General features: G+C 63.8%; 14 protein-coding genes and 2 tRNA genes. 7 read left to right on the top strand and 9 right to left on the bottom strand.

Annotated elements, in window-relative coordinates:
- Positions 1–82 precede the first annotated feature (82 nt).
- The 6 genes from ACZY1F_RS14360 to bcp form a co-directional block, all read right to left on the bottom strand.
- The gene (locus ACZY1F_RS14360; protein WP_463942437.1) at positions 83–3316 is read right to left on the bottom strand and encodes an efflux RND transporter permease subunit; all 3234 of its coding nucleotides are present in this window, start codon (positions 3314–3316) and stop codon (positions 83–85) included.
- Positions 3317–3398: 82 nt separating this feature from the next.
- The gene (locus ACZY1F_RS14355; protein ID WP_463942436.1) at positions 3399–4901 is read right to left on the bottom strand and encodes a malate:quinone oxidoreductase; all 1503 of its coding nucleotides are present in this window, start codon (positions 4899–4901) and stop codon (positions 3399–3401) included.
- 79 nt (positions 4902–4980) lie between these two features.
- The gene (locus ACZY1F_RS14350; protein ID WP_463942434.1) at positions 4981–6654 is read right to left on the bottom strand and encodes an ABC transporter substrate-binding protein; all 1674 of its coding nucleotides are present in this window, start codon (positions 6652–6654) and stop codon (positions 4981–4983) included.
- Between the two features lie 142 nt (positions 6655–6796).
- The gene (locus tag ACZY1F_RS14345; RefSeq protein WP_463942433.1) at positions 6797–7474 is read right to left on the bottom strand and encodes a fasciclin domain-containing protein; all 678 of its coding nucleotides are present in this window, start codon (positions 7472–7474) and stop codon (positions 6797–6799) included.
- A gap of 257 nt (positions 7475–7731) precedes the next feature.
- Positions 7732–7813: transfer RNA gene (locus ACZY1F_RS14340), tRNA-Leu, on the bottom strand.
- 153 nt (positions 7814–7966) lie between these two features.
- Entirely contained in the window at positions 7967–8440 is a 474-nt protein-coding gene (bcp, locus tag ACZY1F_RS14335; protein WP_463942431.1) for a thioredoxin-dependent thiol peroxidase, read from the bottom strand.
- A 95-nt stretch (positions 8441–8535) separates the two neighbouring features.
- On the opposite strand from bcp, the gene ACZY1F_RS14330 reads away from it, so the two are divergent.
- A complete protein-coding gene (locus tag ACZY1F_RS14330) occupies positions 8536–8991 on the top strand; it encodes a MarR family winged helix-turn-helix transcriptional regulator (RefSeq protein WP_463942604.1) in 456 nt (151 codons plus the stop codon).
- Between the two features lie 277 nt (positions 8992–9268).
- Positions 9269–9766: a DUF805 domain-containing protein gene (locus ACZY1F_RS14325; protein WP_463942429.1), complete on the top strand. Its 498-nt coding sequence runs from the start codon at positions 9269–9271 to the stop codon at positions 9764–9766.
- A gap of 243 nt (positions 9767–10009) precedes the next feature.
- On the opposite strand, the gene ACZY1F_RS14320 is transcribed toward ACZY1F_RS14325, so the two are convergent.
- The 3 genes from ACZY1F_RS14320 to ACZY1F_RS14310 form a co-directional block, all read right to left on the bottom strand.
- Positions 10010–10082, bottom strand: a tRNA-Lys gene (locus ACZY1F_RS14320).
- Positions 10083–10198: 116 nt separating this feature from the next.
- On the bottom strand, positions 10199–11416 hold the full coding sequence (locus ACZY1F_RS14315) for a PQQ-dependent sugar dehydrogenase (protein WP_463942427.1): 1218 nt from the start codon (positions 11414–11416) through the stop codon (positions 10199–10201).
- Complete coding sequence (locus ACZY1F_RS14310) at positions 11328–12437, bottom strand: sunset domain-containing protein (RefSeq protein ID WP_463942426.1); 1110 nt, start codon at positions 12435–12437, stop codon at positions 11328–11330. Before ACZY1F_RS14310 ends, ACZY1F_RS14315 begins: the two co-directional genes overlap by 89 nt.
- 208 nt (positions 12438–12645) lie before the next feature.
- Between ACZY1F_RS14310 and ilvD the strand changes: the two genes are divergently transcribed.
- From ilvD to serA, 5 genes are all read left to right on the top strand, one after another.
- Positions 12646–14367 carry a dihydroxy-acid dehydratase gene (gene ilvD, locus ACZY1F_RS14305; protein WP_463942425.1) on the top strand — a complete coding sequence of 574 codons (1722 nt, stop codon included), beginning with the start codon at positions 12646–12648 and terminating at the stop codon, positions 14365–14367.
- A gap of 381 nt (positions 14368–14748) precedes the next feature.
- Positions 14749–16656: an acetolactate synthase large subunit gene (locus ACZY1F_RS14300; protein WP_463942423.1), complete on the top strand. Its 1908-nt coding sequence runs from the start codon at positions 14749–14751 to the stop codon at positions 16654–16656.
- A 2-nt stretch (positions 16657–16658) separates the two neighbouring features.
- Positions 16659–17171, top strand: a complete 513-nt coding sequence (gene ilvN / locus ACZY1F_RS14295; protein WP_028271611.1) for an acetolactate synthase small subunit — start codon at positions 16659–16661, stop codon at positions 17169–17171.
- Positions 17172–17270: 99 nt separating this feature from the next.
- The gene (gene ilvC, locus ACZY1F_RS14290) at positions 17271–18296 is read left to right on the top strand and encodes a ketol-acid reductoisomerase (RefSeq protein ID WP_193342386.1); all 1026 of its coding nucleotides are present in this window, start codon (positions 17271–17273) and stop codon (positions 18294–18296) included.
- A gap of 127 nt (positions 18297–18423) precedes the next feature.
- A complete protein-coding gene (gene serA, locus ACZY1F_RS14285) occupies positions 18424–20013 on the top strand; it encodes a phosphoglycerate dehydrogenase (protein ID WP_463942421.1) in 1590 nt (529 codons plus the stop codon).
- Positions 20014–20141: the final 128 nt, after the last annotated feature.

Below are 20141 nucleotides of genomic sequence, written 5' to 3'. Positions count from 1 at the left end.
GCTTGCTTCCACTATACCCAATTTTCATGCGTTTGCATGTATCGACGGATATAACGCATCCACGGCGAGAATATTCCAGACGTTACTGGGGGTCGCCCGCGGCGGCCCGGCGGCCGCTGACGCGGGGCACCGTGCCGGTGGTCCAGTCGCTGAACTCGGCGTCGACGTCGTCCGCTGCCGCAAACTCCGGGCGCTCGTGCATGGCGCGCCGCAGGGCTTTTGTTTCGCGCCGGCCCTCCACAAGCCGGTACAGCACGGGGACCAGCACCAGGGTGAGGGCGGTGGAAGACACCAGTCCGCCGATCACCACCACTGCCAGCGGCTGGGAGATGAAGCCGCCGCCGCCGGTCAGGCCGAGCGCCATGGGCGTCAGGGCGAAAACGGTGGCCAGCGCGGTCATCAGGATGGGGCGGAGGCGCTGCCGGGCGCCATGGGTGATGGCGTCAGCCACGCTCATCCCGCCGCGACCGTCCCGTGGCTGCCGGTACTGGTTGATGAGGTCGATAAGCACAATGGCGTTAGTGACCACAATGCCTACCAGCATCAGCATGCCGATCAGCGACGGCAGGCCCAGGGGAACACCCGTGGCCAGCAGCAGGGCCACAGCGCCGGTGGCGGCAAATGGAACGGAAACCAGCAGGATCAGGGGCTGGATCAGCGACTTGAAGGTGGCCACCATGATGACGTAGACGATCGCGATCGCCGCGAGGAGCGCCAGGCCCAGCTGCTGGAAGGACTCAGCCTGCTGGGTGGTGGCGCCGCCGAGTTCGGCGGTGACCCCCGCTGGGAGACTGACCTCAGTGAGTCGCTTCTGCACCTCCGCATTCACGGCGCCAAGGTTGGAGCCCGACGGCGTGACTGACACTTTGGCGGTCCGCTGGCCGTTGCTGGCGGTAATGGAGACCGGCACATCCACCTGTTCCACGGACGCGATGCTGCCTAGGGTCACCGGCGCGCCAGCGGCGGGCAGTGCGATGTTGCGCACGGCATCGATGCTGGCGAACCTGGTGCCCTTGCCGATCTGGACCGGAAAATCGTTGGTGTCGATCCGGACCGTCCCGGCGGGGATGGGGCTGATGGTGGCAGCCAGGACGCCGGCCACCTGGTCCTCGTTCAGTCCGGCCGCCGCGGTCTTGGCCCGGTCAACCTTGACCTGGACCACCGGCTGGCTGGCCGCGAGGTTGGTTGCCACCTCGCTGGTTTCCGGCACGCCGGTCATGGCTTCCACCATGGCCTCGCTGGCCCTACGGAGATCCTCGGACGTTGCAGCCTTGATAGTGATGTCCACCGTGGAGGACGTCCCGAAGCCACCCTGCTGGGAGCCGACCGTAATCTTTCCTGAACCCGCGACTTTACCAACCTCAGCCCGGACGGTTTCCTGGAGCTTTGCCTGGTTCGCCTTCTCATCCGTCACCACGGTGAACGAGGAGTTGGCCGAGCCGGAGGATGTCAGGGCGGCAAAACCCGCCTGCGCGTTGCCGGAGGTAACCTGGACATTCTTCACACCCTCGATGCCCCGGAGTACTTCCTCGACCTTAACGGCGGCAGTGCTGGTGGCGGCCAGGCTGGTGCCCGCCGGCATAACCTGTCGGACGGTCATGCTGTTTTGGCCGGAATTGCCGAGGAGGTTGGTGGAAAGCAACGGCGTCATGGCTGCTGTGGCGCCGAGGACCAGGACGGCGGCGACCAGGGTTACCACGGGATGCTTTTGGGTCTTGCTGAGGACGGGCAGGTAGGCGCGCTGCAGCCGGCTCTTCTGTTCGGCCTCCTGGGCCTGGGCACGGGCGGCACCGGCAGCGCGGGCAGCAGCTTCGCGGCCAGCAGGCGAACCTGTTGCGGAACCGGCGGGGGTCTTGAGGAACCAGTAGGCAAGTACCGGCACGATGGTCAGCGATACCAGCAGGGATGCCAGCAGCGCCATAGTGACTGTCAGGGCGAAGGGCCGGAAGAGTTCGCCGGCGAGCTCACCCACAAAGGCAATGGGCAGGAAGACCGCCACCGTGGTCAAGGTGGAGGCGGTGATGGCGCCGGCCACCTCACGGATAGCGGTGAGGATCGCCGAGACTTTCTCCTCGCCGTAGCTGAGGTGGCGTTTGATGTTTTCGATCACCACAATCGAGTCATCCACCACCCGGCCGATCGCGATGGTGAGCGCGCCCAACGTCAGGATGTTCAGTGAATAGCCGGTGGCGGACAGGCCAATAAACGTGATCAGCAGCGAGAGCGGAATGGACACCGCGGTAACAAGGGTGGAGCGGGCCGACATCAGGAAAACAAGGATCACGGCGACGGCGAAGCCCAGCCCGAGCAGGCCCTCGGTGGTGAGGTCCTTGATGGACTTCTCGATGAACGGGGCCTGGTCGAACACGGCCGTGAATTTTGCGTTGGACCCCAGTTCGGCCTCAAGGGCGGCCAGCGAGTCGTTCACGGCGTGGGAGATTCCCACGGTGTCGCCCTCGGGCTTCTTGGTCACGGACACCGCCAGCGTTTCCTGGCCGTTGGTCCGGGTGATGGAGGTCCGTTCGTTGTCCTGCAGGCTGACGTCGGCCACCGTGCCGATCGTCGCGGCATCCTTGGCTCCGCCCAGGGGCAATGCCTTGATGGCGTCCAGGGAATCCACCGGGCTGCCGATCTGGAGGGAAAGCGTCTTGCCCTGCTCCTGGATGGTCCCCGCCGGGATCAGCGCGCCGTTGTTGGAGAGGGCGCTCCGGATGGACTCGATCGTGGCGCCCTTGGCGGCCATCACCTCGGGCCGGGGGAGGATCTCGATGTGCTGGGTGGCGCCGCCGGTCACGTCGGCCCCGCGGACGCCGTCGATCTTCTGGAGCCGGGGAACGGTCAGGCGTGCCAGGTCGGCGTTCAGTTCGCTCAGCGGCTTGTCCGAAGACACTGCCAGGAACACGATGGGGAAGTCGCTGATGCTGCCCGCGATGGCCTGCGGCTGCACGTCCTCCGGCAGGGAGCGCTTCGCGTTGGAGATGGCCCGGTCGATCTGGTTCCGGGCGCGGTCGAGGTTTGTCCCGTAGGTGAACACCATGGAGATCTGCGAGACGCCGTTGCGCGACGTCGAGGACGTGGATTCCAGGCCTTCGACGCCGTTCAAGGCAGTTTCGAGAGGTGCGCTGACCTGCTTGTCCACGACTTCGGGTGACGCGCCGGGCATGGCGGAGAGGACGGTGATCTGCGGGAACTCAATGGAGGGGATGAGTTCCTGTTTCAGCGATGACATGGTGATCACGCCGAACACCGTCGCGAAGACGGTGATAAGCGCGATCAGCGCCCGGTTTGCCAATGAAAGTTGTGCCAGCCGGAACATCGCGGGTCTCTCCTGTGGGGTTGACGGACTCCTGAGGACCAGACGGTCCAGCAGGGTCTTCACGCCCGCCGGACAGCCTGAGTCAGTGGTTGGCGGAAACGCTTTCCAGCTGCAATGCCTTGGCCGTTGCCACCTCGAGCTCTGCGGCCAGATCCGGATTCTCATCCAGCTTCACGCCGTAGCCCGGCATCATGTCCTTGAGCTTGCCCTGCCAGCCCTTGAAGTTCTTGGGGAAGGACTTCTGCAACAGCTCAATCATGATGGGCACCGCTGTGGACGCGCCGGGCGACGCACCCAGCAGCGCGCCGATGGTGCCGTCGCGGCCGGCGATGACCTCGGTACCGAACTGCAGCACGCCGCCCCGCTTCGGGTCCTTCTTGATGATCTGTACACGCTGGCCTGCGGTAATCAGCTCCCAGTCGCCGTCCTTGGCCTCGGGGTAGTACTCGCGCAGTGCCTCGACCTTGTCGCCGTGGCGCTTGGCCACCTCCTTGACGAGGTAGGCGGTGAGATCCATGTTGTCCTTGGCCACGGCAAGCATCGGGATGATGTTGCTGGGCCGGATGGACAGCGGCAGGTCAAGGTACGAGCCGTTTTTCAGGAAGTTCGTGGAGAAGCCGGCGTACGGGCCGAACAGCAGTGAACGCTTCCCGTCCACGTAGCGGGTGTCCAGGTGCGGGACTGACATGGGCGGGGCACCCACCGACGCCTGGCCATAGACCTTGGCGCTGTGCTGGGCGGCGAGTTTCTCGTCGGTGCAGCGGAAGAACTGGCCGGACACGGGGAAACCGCCGAAGCCCTTGCTCTCCGGTATGCCGGAGGCCTGGAGGAGGTGCAGTGCGCCGCCGCCGGCGCCCACGAACACAAACTTGGCGTGGATCTTGCCGTGTTCCCCGGAAGCCGGGTGCTTGATCGAAAGGTCCCAGCCGCCGTCGGCCGCCTTGGAAATGCCACTGACGTCATGGCCGTAATTGATTTCGACGCCGTTGTTCCCGAGGTACGTGGTGAGTTCGCGGGTCAGTGCCCCGAAGTCGACGTCGGTCCCCTCGGTTGCGCGCGTGGCGGCGATGTTCTGTTTAGGGTCCCGGCCCTTGACGATCAGCGGCGCCCATTTGGCGATCTGAGCGTGGTCCTCGGAGTACTCCATGCTGCGGAACAGCGTGTGGGGCTTGAGCGCCTCGTAGCGGGTCTTGAGGAACTTGGTGTTGTTCTCGCCGATCACAAAGCTCATGTGCGGGACAGTGTTAATGAAGCCCTTGGGCGAGCCGATCAGGGATTCGTCCACAAGATGGGACCAGAACTGGCGGGACAGCTGGAACTGTTCGTTGATGAGCAGTGCCTTGGCAGGGTCCACCGAGCCGTCTTTGGCTGCGGGGGAGTAGTTGAGCTCGCACAGGGCGGCGTGGCCGGTTCCGGCGTTGTTCCAGGGGTCGGAGCTTTCCAGCCCGGGCTGATCCAGGCGTTCGAACAGGGAAATGGTCCAGTTCGGTTCAAGCTGCTTGATGAACGCCCCGAGCGTGGCGCTCATGATGCCGCCGCCAATCAGTACGACGTCGGCATGTTGGGTCTTGGATATGAAGGTCACAATCAGTCTCCGATAGCAGCGGCTCTGGCTGTCAAAGAATATCCCCGGGCAGCCCGCATACTGAAATTGGGCCGGACCGTCAAGGCTTTAGCTGTACCTTTGTGAAAACTTCATTCAGGACCGGGGACGCCGGGTAGCTGCTGACGCGGTCCGAGAGTGCCAGGGCCGAGATGGGGAAGGCGATGGGAACGGCCGGCACCGTGGCCGCGATCTGGGCGTTGATGGTGTGGTACTGCTCGTCGCGTTCCTTGCCTGCGGGGAGGCCGCGGGCGCGGTTGATCTTGGAAAAGACCTGCGGGTCCTGGTAACCGAATTCGCCGTTCTTTTCGCCGAACAGCGGGCCCACAAAGTTGTCGGCATCGGCGTACGCGCCGTTCCAGCCCAGCAGGTGGAGCCCGTGGTCCCCTGGAGACTGCACTTTCTGGAGATAGCCCTCGGACCAGTCCACCGGGACAGGTTTGATGTTGAGCCCGACGGCGGTAAGTTGCCTGCTGATTTCGGCGTAGATTTTCTCCGGCGTGGGAAGATAGGGGCGGGTGGCATTGAGCGGGTAGTAGAACCTGATCTCTTCCCCGAGGTAGCCGGCCTCGGCAAGGTAGGCCTTGGCTTTGACCGGATCGTGGCCCAGCGCGGGAGCATCGTTATTGAAACCGCTGATCTTGGGCGGGACGAACTGTGAGGCCTTGGCCGTGTTGTCGATGAAGAACTTGCGGATCAGGGTTTCCTTGTCGATGGCCAGCTCAATGGCCTGCCGGATCTTTTCGTTCTGGAGTACCGGAATTTCCTGGTTGATGCCCAGGTACATCACCGAGAACGGATCCCGCTGGACGATCTGCATGCCCCGCTTGACCAGCTGGTCGAAATTGCCCACCGTGACGGCGTCGTAGCCGTCGATCTTGCCGTCCAGGAGTGCCTGGAGCCTCGTCTGGGGGTGGTCGTACGTGACGAAATTGATGGTGGAGATCTGCCCGCGGTCACCCCAGTAGTTTTTGTGGCTGTCCAGCCGGACACTCGTCTCTTCCCAGGCGGCCAGGCTGAACGGCCCGGTTCCGACAGGGTTGGTGGCGAACCGGGAGACCGGGTTTCCGCCGCGGGTCTGGTCCAGGACATCCGCCGTGCCCGCGGCCAGGGCGGCCGGGGACGCGATAGCGAACGCCGGCAGGGTGAGCGCCTGGAGAAACGCGGTGAAGCGCTGGGTCAGGTCGATCCGGACAGTTTCGGCGGAAAGGGCCGTGCAGCTCTTGAAGATGGAAAGCGCAGCATCGTCGGAGTGTGCCTTGAACACGCTCTTGAATGAGCTTCCCGGCGCTTGCCGCCGCAGTTCCGGGGAGAAAGCGAACCAGCGGTTGAAGTTGGCGCAGACGGCGTCGGCGTTGAACGGCGTGCCGTCCTGGAACGTGACGCCGCTGCGGAGTTTGAACGTGTAAGAGCGGCCTTCGTCTTCTTCGGACCATTCCGTTGCCAGCAGCGGCGTGGGTTTCCCGGTGGTCTGGTCCACGCCCACCAGGCCTTCGAGGATCTGCCGCGTGATCCGGTAGCTTTCCACATCGCTTGAGAGCGCAGGGTCCAGGCCCAGGGGCTGGGACGCCGTGCCGAACGTGAAGGTTTCGCTGGGCTCAACGCCGGCGGGTTCCCCCGAGGGTGACGTGGGTGTTGGTGACGGCGACGGGATGCCGGTACAGGATGTCAGGCTTAACGCCATAAGAACGGCGCCGGTCTTGATGACCGTCCGCCGCGAAGTACTGCTGGGCACTCGTCTATCACCTCTGGCTGCAACTGGGCGGCGCCGCCGACTGCGGGCCAAGGACACAGTCTAGTTGACAGACCTCCGTGCTCCCTGGGCACACGCCAGAGGCCTGTTCCGGTGGGAACAGGCCTCTGGGTTTGAGAAGGGACTACTTGGGCATCAGCACCGAGTCGATCAGGTAAACGGTGGCGTTCTTGGTCTGGACGCCGCCGCAGATCACGCTGGCGCCATCAACCATGAGGGCATCCTTGCTGCCGGTCACGGTAACGGATCCGCCCTGGACCGTGGCGTGGGTGCCGGCGATCTTGTCCGGGGTGATCTGGCCGGGGACCACGTGGTAGGTCAGGATCTTGCTCAGCAGGGCGTCGTCCGTCTTGAGCGTTTCGATGGTGGCGGCATCGATCTTGGCGAAGGCGTCATCCACCGGAGCGAAGACTGTGAACTCGCCGCCGTTAAGGGTGTCAACCAGGTCAACCTTCGGGTTCAGCTTGCCGGACACAGCTGCCGTGAGGGTGGTCAGGATGGGGTTGTTGGATGCCGCGACCGCTACCGGGTCAAGGGCCATCCCGGCAACCGAGCCTGCACCGGTGGGGACCTTCTCCGCGTAGCCGGCGCAGCCTGCGCCCACGAGGTTTGCGGCCGGATCCATGGCCTTGGCGCTGGCGCTGGCGGAGGGTGACGGGGCCATCTTCGTTGCTGACGGTGCGGCGGCCGGAGCCGAGGAGCTCGGGGCCGTCGTCGTGCTTCCACCGCAGGCGGTGAGGCTCAACAGGGCTGCAGCTGCAACGCCTGCGACGGTGAAGGATGTGCGCTTGAATGACTGCATTTCGGTTCTCCTTGTTATTTGGTTTCTGCCGTTTACTTGCCTGCTGCAGACGTTGTGCCTGCTGCGTGGCCTTTTCCGACTGTTGGGCACCTGCCCTTGGCTGGTGTCTCAATGGGTATTCGGCCGGTGTGCGGAAGCGGATGGGTGGATCGCCAAAAAGTTTTTTAGATTCCCCCCAACCAGGGAGTGTGCCGTAGCTGGCTGCAGTTAAATGACAGAGATCCCGGGCCTGCGGGCCCGGGATCTCTGTATAAGTGTGCGCAAGGGGGGACTTGAACCCCCACGCCCGAAGGCACAGGAACCTAAATCCTGCGTGTCTGCCAATTTCACCACTCGCGCTTGGCAGTTGCCGCCGTTGTCCTCAACCTTGGCCGGATGGCCTAGGAAAAAACGTACGACGGCGGATGCCAGTTTCCATTGTAGCCTCGGCCGGCGGGGTTCCGGTCAGCCGGTTCCTGCCGCACGTACCGGTGCCCCTTTACACCTAAGGCGTTATGCGTCCAGCTTGAGGTCGCGGCGCAGTTTTGCCACGTGGCCGGTGGCCCGGACGTTGTACTGCGCCAATGCCACCTTGCCGTCGGGATCGATCACCACGGTGCTGCGGATGAGTCCCTCATAGGTCCGTCCGTAGTTCTTCTTCTCGCCCCAGGCGCCATAGGCCTCGGCCACGGCGTGGTCCCCGTCCGAAAGCAACGGAAAGCTAAGGTCCTCATTGGCGGCAAAGGCGGCAAGTTTGTCCACAGAATCTGGAGAGACGCCCAGGACCCGGTAGCCGGCGGATGTGAAGGACGCCAGGCTGTCGCGGAAGTCGCAGGCCTGCTTGGTGCAGCCGGGGGTGGCTGCGGCCGGGTAGAAATAGACGATGGTGCTGCCGCCGTGACGCGAAGCCAGGCTGACGTCCTTACCCGACGAATCCTTCAGGGTGAAGCCGGGCGCCACGTCGCCGGTCAAGAGTCTGTCAGCCACTATTAATCTCCTCGTTGCAGGCGGAACACACCAGTTTAGTAAGCATCCAGGGCCGGTGCTAACCAGCCGTAGCTATACTTGCTGGTATGCCTGACATGGATCGCTGGCCCACTGGGCGCCTATTGTCCACTGCGGCACGCCTCGTTGAACACTCGTGGAACGAAAAGCTAAGCGCCATCGGACTGACGCACGCCGGCGTGATCGCTATCGAAGTCCTCTCAGCACAGGGGTCAATGACACAGGCCCAACTCGCCCAATATGTGCGCGTTCAGGCCCAGACAATGGGTAAGACGTTGAGTCGGTTGGAGTCCCACGGCCACATTGCCCGCGTCCGCAGCACCTCGGACCGCCGCAGCCAGGTGGTGTCCCTCACCGACAGCGGCCGGGAAGCCGCGGCGGCAGCGGTTGAGATGGAACGCTCGGTACTCGCCGCGGCGACGATTGACCCTGACGCCCTGCGGCAGGAGCTCCAGGCAGTGGTCCGGGAGTTGGCCAGCCAGTTCGCCTCGCCGTCAACGCGCGCCCTGGTGGACGGGTCCCCGCTCGGCTAGCAATCCCCGGAATCCGGAAAAGACCCCGCTGGTATCGCCGCTGCGAGGTTTTGCAGTGAGAGCGCCGCCGCGACCGAATCCGAGTTCGCAGGAGGCGACGGCCTGCACGGCCGGACGCGCATGAACATCTGAGGGGCGGCATCGTGTGGTGCCGCCTCTTTGCGTGTCCTCTCTCGGCGGGTGCGATTAACGGTTATGTCGTCACCGACACTGTGTCTTAGGTCCGTTTCGACGTACGATAAGCCCGTCTCAACACACCAAACTATTGGGGGAAACCTTGAGCTATCCGCAATACTCACAATCACCGGCGCAGCAGCAAAACTTCCAGGGCGGTGAACCGCCGCTCTGGGCACCGTATTACGGCGCCCCTTTGCCGGTCGCCGTGAAGCGATTCTTCAAGAAGTACGCTGCGTTCTCGGGCCGTGCAAGCCGGAGTGAATACTGGTGGTGGACGCTCGTCTCCGCCATCATCGGCATCGTCCTGAACATCATCATCGGAGCCGGCACGACCGCACCGACGTCCGCCGCCCTGGGTGCAACCCCGTCGTACGGGCCGGTCGCCATCGTCGGAATCATCCTCGGCGTCATCTGGGGGCTGGCCACCCTTGTGCCTTCCCTGGCAGTGTCGGTCCGCCGACTGCATGACGGGAACTTCAGCGGCTGGCTGCTCCTATTGCACCTGGTTCCCATTCTGGGCAGCATCGCCGTCCTGGTCATGATGATCCTCCCGTCCAACCCGGCAGGTCAGCGCTTCGATCAGCCCACCGGGCTCTAGACAGCCAGAACCGACCGCAGAAGACCCCGCCGTTGTCGACGGCGGGGTCTTCTCTGCTTCGCAGCGTTACTACGGGAATGGCCCGCATCGTGGCTGCACGGTCAGCGAGCCACTCGGACGGCCGGTTCGGACCGCCCAGTATCAGGTGCACCTTGGCTGAAGGACATAGCCCCTGTAGTGATTTCAGGGCAAAGCGAAACCCCGCCTTCAGGCTTGAGGCCTATGAAGACGGGGTTTCTGTTGTGCACCCCCCGGGACTTGAACCCGGAACCCATTGATTAAGAGTCAATTGCTCTGCCAATTGAGCTAGAGGTGCATCTCTTATGTGATGACCATCCGGGCTTTTTCTTTCCCGGTTGATCTCCGCAACGACATGAAACTCTACACGAACTTTCGGACCATGTGAAATCGAAGCCGCTGGGGCTGGCAGGCTCAGCCGGGAGGGGCAAGAACCAGCACAAAATCAGGGTTTTCGTTGTTGGTGAGCAGCCAGAAGCCGCCGTCGGGGGTCCGGATGACGTCACGGATCCTGCCGTATTCACGTGTGAAATAGGCCACAGGTGCCCCTGCCTCCGCGCCGGACAGGGCCACCGACCAGAGGCGTTGGCCGCGCAGGGCACCGAGGTACGCGGTCGACCCGACAATTTCCAGGCCGCTGGGTGAGGAGTCCGCCGTCGAAGGCCACACCACCTTCGCGTCGCGGTACTCCTCCCGCTGTGGCGCCCCCGTCACTGTTGGCCACCCGTAGTTGGCACCCGGCTCAATGAGGTTGAGCTCGTCGTTGACGTCCGGTCCGAACTCGCTGGCCCAGAGCCGGCCGGAACTGTCCCACGCCAAACCCTGGACGTTTCGGTGCCCCAGGCTGTAAACGGCATTGCCAAAAGGGTTACCCGGGGCGGAGTCCCCTTCCGGAGTCAGCCGCAGGATCTTCCCGCCCAGGGCGTTCGGGTCCTGCGGCTGTTCCCTCCGCTGGGAGTCTCCGGTTCCTACGTATAGGAACCCATCCGGGCCGAACCGGATCCGGCCGCCGTTGTGGGTGGACGCCTTCGGGATTCCGGAAAAGACCACCTCGGGATCGCCAAGATCCAAGGTTCCGTCAGGCTGTTCCGTCAGCTTCAACCGGGCGATGCGGTTGTCCTGCTCGGACGTGAAGTACAGGTAGAGGTAGCTGTCGGCCGGGAAATCGGGGGATAGGGCGAGGCCCAGCAGTCCCCCTTCACCGCCTGGGACAACGCCGGGGACCTGGCCGATGGTGGTGGCGTTGCCATCACGGACAGCTTTCAGCAGCGCAGAGTCACGCTCGGAGACGACGCCGGTTCCGTTCGGCAGGAATACCGCGGCCCAGGGAATGTCGAGCTGAAGATCGAGCCGCGCCACAATCTGCGGTGGCATGGTGATTCCAGTGCCCGTCACGATTTCGGTCCCGGGTCCTGTGATGTTGCCGGTGGGAGCATCGGCGGCGTCCCCGGTGCAGCCCGACAGGAGCAGGGCCAGGATCACTGCAAAGGCGCCCGCAGGAGCCTTGGCCGCCGCGAAGGTACGGAAGAGCTCCCCCGACTGGTCAGATGCGGGTGCGCCGGGGAGCCCGGAAACCGGCAGCTTCGGCGTGGGCCGCCGACTCAAACCAGACGTCGGCTGTCGTCTGCTCATAGTCAGGATGCCCCTCCTCGTAATAGACCATGGTTCCGGCGTCGGCCTTGACGTCGAAATCCGCCGGTCCGCTGCCGTCCGGGCCGGGCGACGACGAACCGGCACCGTAGGGCTGGTCCGCGGCCAGATGCCCTGTCGGTTCCGGCGCGGCGTCGGAATCCGCCGCCGTTGAGGGCTCCATGATGATCGCGGATTCGGCTTCAACGGCTTCGGCAGCGGCCGTTTCGGCGCCGGGCAGCGTGGGTGAGTGGGGCTCCGTGTACTCCGGGTGATGCACAGGTCCGGTGCCCTGGGCCGGTGGCGCTTCGGAGAGCGGGGTTTCTGCAATAGCGGTGGCTGCTTCGTCTGGTGGCCTGTGGCTGGCCGCGGGCTGGGTTGACGCACTTGCCTCTGACCACTGGGTTTCCCACTCAGCTTCGTCTGCCTGCCGGCTCACGCCCTCCTGGTTGCCGCCCTCCAGGTTGCCGGGGTCTTGGATTTCAGGTTCCTGCGTTGATACGTCCTCAGTGCGTGCCGGCTCTCCAGGAAGGGCCTGTCTCTCAGGGGAGGAAAACTCCGCAGAGCCGGCCGGCTCTTCAGGGGATGACAGTTCCTCGCCGGGCCGGCGTTCCGATTGGTCAGTTGTGGGGGTATATGCGGTACCAGGAGCATCTGGGGAACCGGCAGCGATGGGTTGAACGCCGGTGTCCTGCCCAACGCTGGTGTCCTTTTCAACGTGGACGTCTTCAAGGCCGGTTTGGGGCCCGGCGCCGGCATCCTGGTGTTCTGCCGTGCTGGACCGCTCGGGCGCGTCGTCGGCCGTCGTCGGTGGTGCCGGCTCAGCAGTGCCGAAGCCCGCAGCGCTGGGAATGCCCGTTGTGCCAGCGGCTTCCGCCGAGGCAGCCGCACTTCCGCCGGAGAGGCCCCCGTCCGTCCTAACGGGCGTGGAGTCGCCGGTGCCGGAGGAGTTGCTGCGGTTCAGCAGCCACCACACAACGCCCACGATCAGCACAATCAAGATAATCCAGAAGACAAAATCCATAGCAGGGCCCTTCAGTCCGAATGGCATGGTTGCCGTTCCCTGACGGTACGTCGGCGCGAACAGGGCTGTCTAGGTTCCGGCAGGCCCACCAGGGGCCGTCTCAGAATTTGAGACGAGCGTCCACTATTTGATCGAAATAATCCTGAAAATGGGCCAAAGGGGCCGTTCGAGTCGTTGGCGTCCCGATCGGAGTCATAGACTTTGACCCATGAGTGAGGACACCCAAACAGCAACCGAGAACAAGATCGACATCAAGCCCCGAAGCCGGGTCGTCACCGACGGGATTCATGCCGCCCCCGCACGCGGTATGTTCCGCGCAGTCGGCATGGGCGACGACGACTTCGCGAAGCCCCAGATCGGCGTTGCCAGTTCATGGAATGAAATCACTCCCTGCAACCTCTCCCTGAACCGGCTGGCGCAGGGCGCCAAGGAAGGCGTTCACGCAGGCGGCGGTTTCCCCATGCAGTTCGGCACCATCTCCGTCTCGGACGGTATCTCCATGGGCCACGAAGGCATGCACTTCTCGCTCGTTTCCCGTGAAGTCATTGCCGACTCCGTGGAAACAGTGATGCAGGCCGAGCGCATCGACGGTTCCGTCCTGCTCGCCGGTTGTGACAAGTCCCTGCCGGGCATGCTGATGGCTGCCGCCCGCCTGGACCTCGCCAGCGTCTTCCTGTATGCGGGCTCCATCATGCCGGGCTGGGTCAAGCTCGAGGACGGCTCCGAAAAAGAAGTCACCCTGATTGACGCGTTCGAAGCCGTCGGTGCCTGCGCCGCCGGCAAGATGAGCCTCGAAGACCTGACCCGCATCGAAAAGGCCATCTGCCCCGGCGAAGGCGCCTGCGGTGGTATGTATACCGCCAACACCATGGCCTGCATCGGCGAAGCACTCGGCATGTCCCTTCCCGGCTCCGCTGCCCCGCCCTCGGCAGACCGCCGTCGTGATGAATTTGCCCGCAAGTCCGGCGAAGCAGTGGTGAACCTGCTCCGCCTTGGCATCACCGCCCGGGACATCATGACCAAGAAGGCGTTCGAAAACGCCATCGCCGTCACCATGGCCTTCGGTGGCTCCACCAACGCCGTTCTGCACCTGCTGGCCATCGCCCGCGAAGCAGAGGTCGAGCTGAACCTGGAGGACTTCAACCGCATCGGCGACAAAATTCCGCACCTGGGTGACCTCAAGCCGTTCGGCCGCTACGTCATGACGGACGTTGACAAGATCGGCGGTGTGCCGGTCATCATGCGCGCACTGCTCGACGCCGGCCTGCTGCACGGCGACTGCCTCACCGTCACCGGCAAGACCGTGGCCGAGAACCTCGCCGCGATCAACCCGCCGGACCTGGACGGCAAGATCCTCCGTGCCATGGACAACCCGATCCACAAGACCGGCGGCATCACCATCCTGCACGGCACCATGGCGCCTGAAGGTGCCGTGGTGAAGAGCGCCGGCTTCGACGCCGACGTCTTCGAAGGCACCGCCCGTGTGTTCGAGCGTGAGCAGGGCGCCCTGGCCGCGCTGGACCAGGGCCTGATCAAGGCCGGCGACGTTGTGGTCATTCGTTACGAAGGCCCCAAGGGCGGCCCCGGCATGCGCGAAATGCTCGCCATCACCGGCGCCATCAAGGGCGCCGGCCTCGGCAAGGACGTCCTGCTCCTCACCGACGGCCGGTTCTCCGGTGGAACCACCGGCCTGTGCATCGGCCACGTGGCACCGGAAGCCGTCGACGGCGGCCCCATCGCCTTCGTCCAGGACGGGGACCGGATCCGCGTGGACATCGCCGCCCGCAGCTTCGACCTGCTGGTCGACGAGGCGGAGCTCGAATCCCGCAAGATTGGCTGGGCGCCCCTCCCGGCCAAGTTCACCAAGGGTGTGCTCGCCAAGTACGCCAAGCTGGTGCACAGCGCGAGCACGGGTGCATACTGCGGGTGATACCTTCCGCCTCGGGTAGTCGGGTCACCGGCCAATACCCCAACTAGGTAGCAGTAAGTGTCGTTATAAGCGTTCATAACGACACTTACTGCGACCCAGTTGGGGGAACGTGGCCAACCAGTGGACAATGGGGTCCACATGGTGAGATGCGCACAGTCCTCGTTGACAGGCATCTCACGCAGAGGGAAAACTGAACGCATGATCGCATTCGTTACTGTCGGCACCGCTTTGGGTGTATCCGTCGTCCTTACCAAGCGCGTGGCTGACTAGCCCGACTGGTAACGAACCGTCACGCGCAACCCCTCGAAAAGCCACCAGGCTGAGGGGTTTTTTTATTTCCGCATTTTCCAAGTACACAGATGATCCACAAGGAAGAGTCCGATGAGCAAAGGATCGCCGATCAGCCCCTCGCTGATGGCTACTAAGTCCGCTGGAGCCCCCAAAGCTCCGGAACGCGCCGACCGAACGGCCGATCAGGCCGCCGTCGTCGCTGATCTTGCCGCTGTCTCTCCTGTCCTTGGGCCGAACAACGTTGTACCCCCAACGGTGATGACCGGCTCGCAAGCTATTGTCCGCTCGCTCGAAGAACTCGGCGTCGACGATATTTTTGGTTTGCCTGGTGGCGCGATCCTGCCTACCTATGACCCCTTGATGGCCTCCAGCATGAATCACGTACTGGTCCGTCACGAACAGGGAGCCGGCCACGCCGCGCAAGGCTACGCCATGGTTACCGGCCGGGTGGGCGTTTGTATCGCCACCTCCGGCCCCGGTGCCACCAACCTCGTTACCGCCATCATGGATGCCCACATGGATTCCGTGCCGATAGTAGCCATTACCGGCCAGGTATCCAGCGGTGTGATCGGCACCGACGCGTTCCAGGAAGCCGACATTGTTGGCATCACCATGCCGATCACCAAGCATTCGTTCCTGGTGACTGACCCCAACGACATCCCGCACGTTATGGCGGAGGCCTTCCACCTGGCTTCGTCCGGACGTCCCGGCCCGGTCCTCGTGGACGTCGCCAAGGACGCCCAGCAGGGTCAGATGACCTTTTCCTGGCCGCCGAAGATCGACCTCCCCGGTTACCGCCCGGTGACGCGCGGCCACAATAAGCAGGTCCGCGAAGCAGCCAAGCTGATCGCTGCGGCGACCAAGCCGGTGCTCTACGTGGGCGGCGGTGTGGTCAAGGCGCACGCCTCCGCGGAACTCCGTGAACTGGCTGAGCTGACCGGCGCGCCCGTTGTCACCACCTTGATGGCGCGCGGTGTGTTCCCAGATTCCCACCCGCAGCACGTGGGCATGCCGGGCATGCACGGCACCGTTTCCGCCGTCACCGCGTTGCAGCAGTCCGATCTGCTCATCACCCTCGGAGCCCGCTTCGATGACCGGGTGACGGGCATCCTGAAGTCCTTCGCGCCGAACGCCAAGGTGATCCACGCGGATATTGATCCCGCCGAAATCTCCAAGAACCGCACGGCTGACGTGCCAATCGTGGGATCCGTCAGGGAGATCATCCCCGAACTCATCGAGGCGGTCCGCTCACAGTTCGAATCCGTCGGCACGCCGGACCTCACCACCTGGTGGGCGTTCCTTAATAACCTTAAGGAAACGTACCCGCTGGGCTGGACCGAGCCGGAGGACGGGCTCAGTGCTCCGCAGCGGGTCATCGAACGCATCGGCGCGCTGACCGGCCCCGAAGGCATCTACGTCGCCGGCGTTGGCCAGCACCAGATGTGGGCGGCGCAGTTCATCAAGTACGAGCGCCCGCACGCCTGGCTGAACTCCGGCGGCGCCGGCACCATGGGCTATGCCGTACCGGCTGCCATGGGCGCCAAGGTGGGGGAGCCGGACCGTGTGGTCTGGGCCATCGACGGTGACGGTTGCTTCCAGATGACCAACCAGGAACTGGCCACCTGCGCCATTAATAAGATCCCCATCAAGGTTGCCATCATCAACAACTCCTCGCTGGGCATGGTCCGTCAGTGGCAGACCCTGTTCTACGAGGGCCGCTACTCCAACACGGACCTTAACACCGGCCACCAGACTGTCCGGATCCCGGACTTCGTCAAGCTGGGGGAGGCCTACGGCTGCGCTTCCTTCCGCTGCGAGCGGGACGAGGACATTGATGCCACCATCCAGAAAGCCCTCGAAATTAATGACCGCCCCGTAGTCATCGACTTCGTGGTGAGCCCCGACTCCATGGTGTGGCCAATGGTGCCCGCCGGCGTGAGCAACGACCAGATCCAGGTTGCCCGCAACATGACCCCGGAATGGGAAGAGGAGGACTGAACATGACCCGCCACACATTGTCCGTTCTGGTTGAAGACAAGCCCGGTGTACTGACCCGCGTCGCGAGCCTGTTCGCCCGACGCGCCTTTAACATCAACTCCCTGGCCGTCGGCCCGACGGAAGTTCCGGGCATGTCCCGGATGACCGTCGTCGTCGACGCCGACGGTGACCTCATTGAACAGGTCACCAAGCAGCTCAACAAGCTGGTCAACGTGATCAAGATTGTTGAGCTGACCTCCGAATCTTCCGTACAGCGAGACCACATCCTGGTCAAGGTACGTGCGGATGCCGCAACTCGTCTGCAGGTGACCCAGGCTGCAGACCTGTTCCGTGCTTCAGTGGTTGACGTCTCCACAGACTCCGTGGTCATTGAAGCAACAGGCCACCCCGAAAAGCTCACTGCGCTGCTCTCAGTGCTCGAGCCCTTCGGCATCCGCGAAATTGTGCAGTCCGGCACCCTGGCCGTTGGACGGGGATCCCGCTCCATGAGTGACAGGGCTTTGCGCAGCGCTTAGTAAGGCGGGGCCCGTCCCCACCTGCGGCGCATTGCCCGTGCAGTACCGCAACACCCCAGACTATTTACCCAGTGAAAACACTCAAGAGGAGTTACTCAAGTGACTGAAATGTTCTACGACGACGACGCCGACCTGTCGATCATCCAGGGTCGCAAGGTTGCCATTGTTGGCTATGGCTCCCAGGGCCACGCCCACGCGCTGAACCTGCGCGACTCCGGCGTCGAGGTTGTCATTGCCCTCAAGGAGGGCTCGAAGTCGATCGCCAAGGCCGAAGAAGCCGGCTTCAAGGCCCTGACCGTTTCCGACGCCGCCGAATGGGCCGACGTCATCATGATCCTGGCACCGGACCAGCACCAGCGCTCGATCTACAACGAGTCCATCAAGGACAAGCTGACCCCCGGCAAGGCACTGGCCTTCGCCCATGGCTTCAACATCCGCTTCGGCTACATCGAAGCGCCTGAGGGCGTTGACGTCATCCTGATCGCTCCGAAGGCCCCTGGCCACACCGTGCGCCGCGAATTCGAAGCCGGCCGTGGCATCCCGGACATCATCGCCGTGGAGCAGGACGCCTCCGGCGCAGCCTGGGACCTGGCCAAGTCCTACGCAAAAGCCATCGGCGGCACCCGCGCCGGTGTCATCAAGACCACCTTCACCGAAGAGACCGAAACCGACCTCTTCGGCGAGCAGGCTGTGCTGTGCGGCGGCGTGTCCCAGCTGGTCCAGTACGGCTTCGAGACCCTGACCGAGGCCGGCTACCAGCCGGAGATCGCCTACTTCGAGGTGCTCCACGAGCTCAAGCTCATCGTTGACCTCATGTGGGAAGGCGGCATCGCCAAGCAGCGCTGGAGCGTTTCCGACACCGCAGAGTACGGCGACTACGTCTCCGGCCCGCGCGTCATCACCCCCGCGGTGAAGGAAAACATGCAGGCTGTCCTCGGCGACATCCAGAGTGGTGCCTTCGCCAAGCGCTTCATTGACGACCAGGACAACGGCGGTGCCGAGTTCATGGCACTGCGTGCCAAGGCTGAGCAGCACCCGATCGAGGCCGTTGGCCGCGAGCTGCGTTCCCTGTTCGCCTGGCAGCAGACGGACGAGGACTACGTAGACGGCTCCGCAGCCCGCTAAGTCTGCCCTTCCGGCGCCATTCACCGTGCAACAGTGAGGCCGGGCTCACACTTAACAATGTGAGCCCGGCCTTTCTGTCAGCCTAGACTTGTTCCCATCCCCAGGACTGCAACGCAGAGGATCAGCCGTGTCAAAACCCGTAGTACTGCTCGCCGAAGAACTTTCGCCCGCCACCATCGAGGCCCTCGGCCCGGACTTCGAGATCCGCCACACCGATGGCGCCGACCGGACCCAGCTGCTCGCCGCCATCGCAGACGTGGACGCCATCCTGGTCCGCTCCGCCACGCAGGTGGATGCAGAAGCCATTGCCGCCGCGAAGAATCTCAAGATCATTGCCCGCGCCGGTGTTGGCCTGGACAACGTTGACATCAAAGCCGCCACACAGGCCGGCGTGATGGTGGTCAACGCCCCGACGTCGAACATCATTTCGGCAGCCGAACTGACGGTTGGCCACATCCTGAGCCTGGCACGCCACATCCCGCAGGCCAGCTCCGCGCTGAAAAACGGTGAATGGAAGCGCTCCAAGTACACCGGCATTGAACTCTTCGAGAAGAAGGTCGGCATCATCGGCCTTGGCCGCATCGGCGCCCTCGTTGCTGCCCGCCTCCAGGGCTTCGACACCGAAATCCTCGCCTACGATCCGTACATCACCTCGGCCCGTGCCGCGCAGCTCGGCGTCAGGCTCGTCACTTTGGATGAGCTCCTGAGCCAGTCGGACTTCGTCACCATCCACATGCCCAAGACGCCGGAAACCGTCGGCATGCTTGGCGCTGACGCGTTCACCAAGATGAAGTCCACCGCCTACGTGGTCAACGTGGCCCGTGGCGGCCTCGTGGACGAAGAGGCACTCTACGCAGCCCTGCAGGACCGCCAGATCGCCGGCGCGGCCGTTGACGTGTTCGTCAAGGAGCCCAGCACAGACCTGCCGTTCTTCGCCCTGGACAACGTGGTGGTCACCCCGCACCTGGGCGCATCCACCGACGAAGCCCAGGAGAAGGCAGGCGTCTCCGTTGCCAAGTCCGTGCGTTTGGCGCTGGCCGGCGAGCTCGTACCGGATGCCGTAAACGTGGCCGGCGGCGTGATCGCCCCCGACGTCCGCCCGGGCATCCCGCTGATCGAAAAGCTGGGCCGGATCTTCACTGCCCTGACCCACGCCTCGCTGACCCAGATTGACGTCGAGGTGGCCGGCGAGATCGCGGCCCTTGACGTCAAGGTCCTGGAACTTGCCGCGCTCAAGGGCATCTTCGCCGATGTGGTGACCGAACAGGTTTCCTACGTCAACGCCCCCGTCATCGCCGAACAGCGCGGCATCAACGTCCGCCTCATCACGACGGCCGAAGCAGAGGACTACCGCAACGTCCTGACTATCCGGGGTGCTTTGAGCGACGGCAGCCAGATCTCCGTGGCAGGTACGCTCACGGGCCCGAAGCAGGTGGAGAAGCTCGTCGGCGTCAACGGCTACGACGTGGAGATCCCCATCAGCGAGCACCTCGTGGTGGTGGCCTACGCAGACCGGCCCGGTGTGATCGGAACCATCGGACACATCCTGGGCATGAACAACATCAACATTGCCGGCATGCAGGTGGCACGGCAGGCCGAAGGCGGCCAGGTACTGGCATTGCTCACCATCGACAGCTCCGTTCCGCAGCAGGTGCTTGACGCCATCAAGGCAGGCATCGGCGCGGAGATGGTCCGCGAAGTGGACCTCGAGGACTAAGAACCGCACCGCCATCAACTACGCGTGACCGAAGCTTAACGTCGGCCACGTATGATTGGCCGGTCTGCATACAATGGCTGGGTCCCGTTTCGGGACCAGGCTGGCAGACCGGCCAATACTTTTTGCAC

This window comes from Pseudarthrobacter xylosi, from assembly GCF_055412765.1.
Note: the sequence above shows the minus strand (reverse complement) of the source record. Positions and strands in the feature narration are given on the sequence as shown.

Coding starts and splice junctions, on each gene's coding strand:
- ACZY1F_RS14360 (WP_463942437.1), bottom strand. CDS start 3,316: ATGTTCCGGCTGGCACAACTTTCATTGGCAAACCGGGCGCTGATCGCG.
- ilvD (WP_463942425.1), top strand. CDS start 12,646: ATGAGTGAGGACACCCAAACAGCAACCGAGAACAAGATCGACATCAAG.
- ACZY1F_RS14315 (WP_463942427.1), bottom strand. CDS start 11,416: ATGAGCAGACGACAGCCGACGTCTGGTTTGAGTCGGCGGCCCACGCCG.
- ACZY1F_RS14310 (WP_463942426.1), bottom strand. CDS start 12,437: ATGGATTTTGTCTTCTGGATTATCTTGATTGTGCTGATCGTGGGCGTT.
- ACZY1F_RS14300 (WP_463942423.1), top strand. CDS start 14,749: ATGAGCAAAGGATCGCCGATCAGCCCCTCGCTGATGGCTACTAAGTCC.
- ACZY1F_RS14330 (WP_463942604.1), top strand. CDS start 8,536: ATGGATCGCTGGCCCACTGGGCGCCTATTGTCCACTGCGGCACGCCTC.
- ACZY1F_RS14345 (WP_463942433.1), bottom strand. CDS start 7,474: ATGCAGTCATTCAAGCGCACATCCTTCACCGTCGCAGGCGTTGCAGCT.
- ilvN (WP_028271611.1), top strand. CDS start 16,659: ATGACCCGCCACACATTGTCCGTTCTGGTTGAAGACAAGCCCGGTGTA.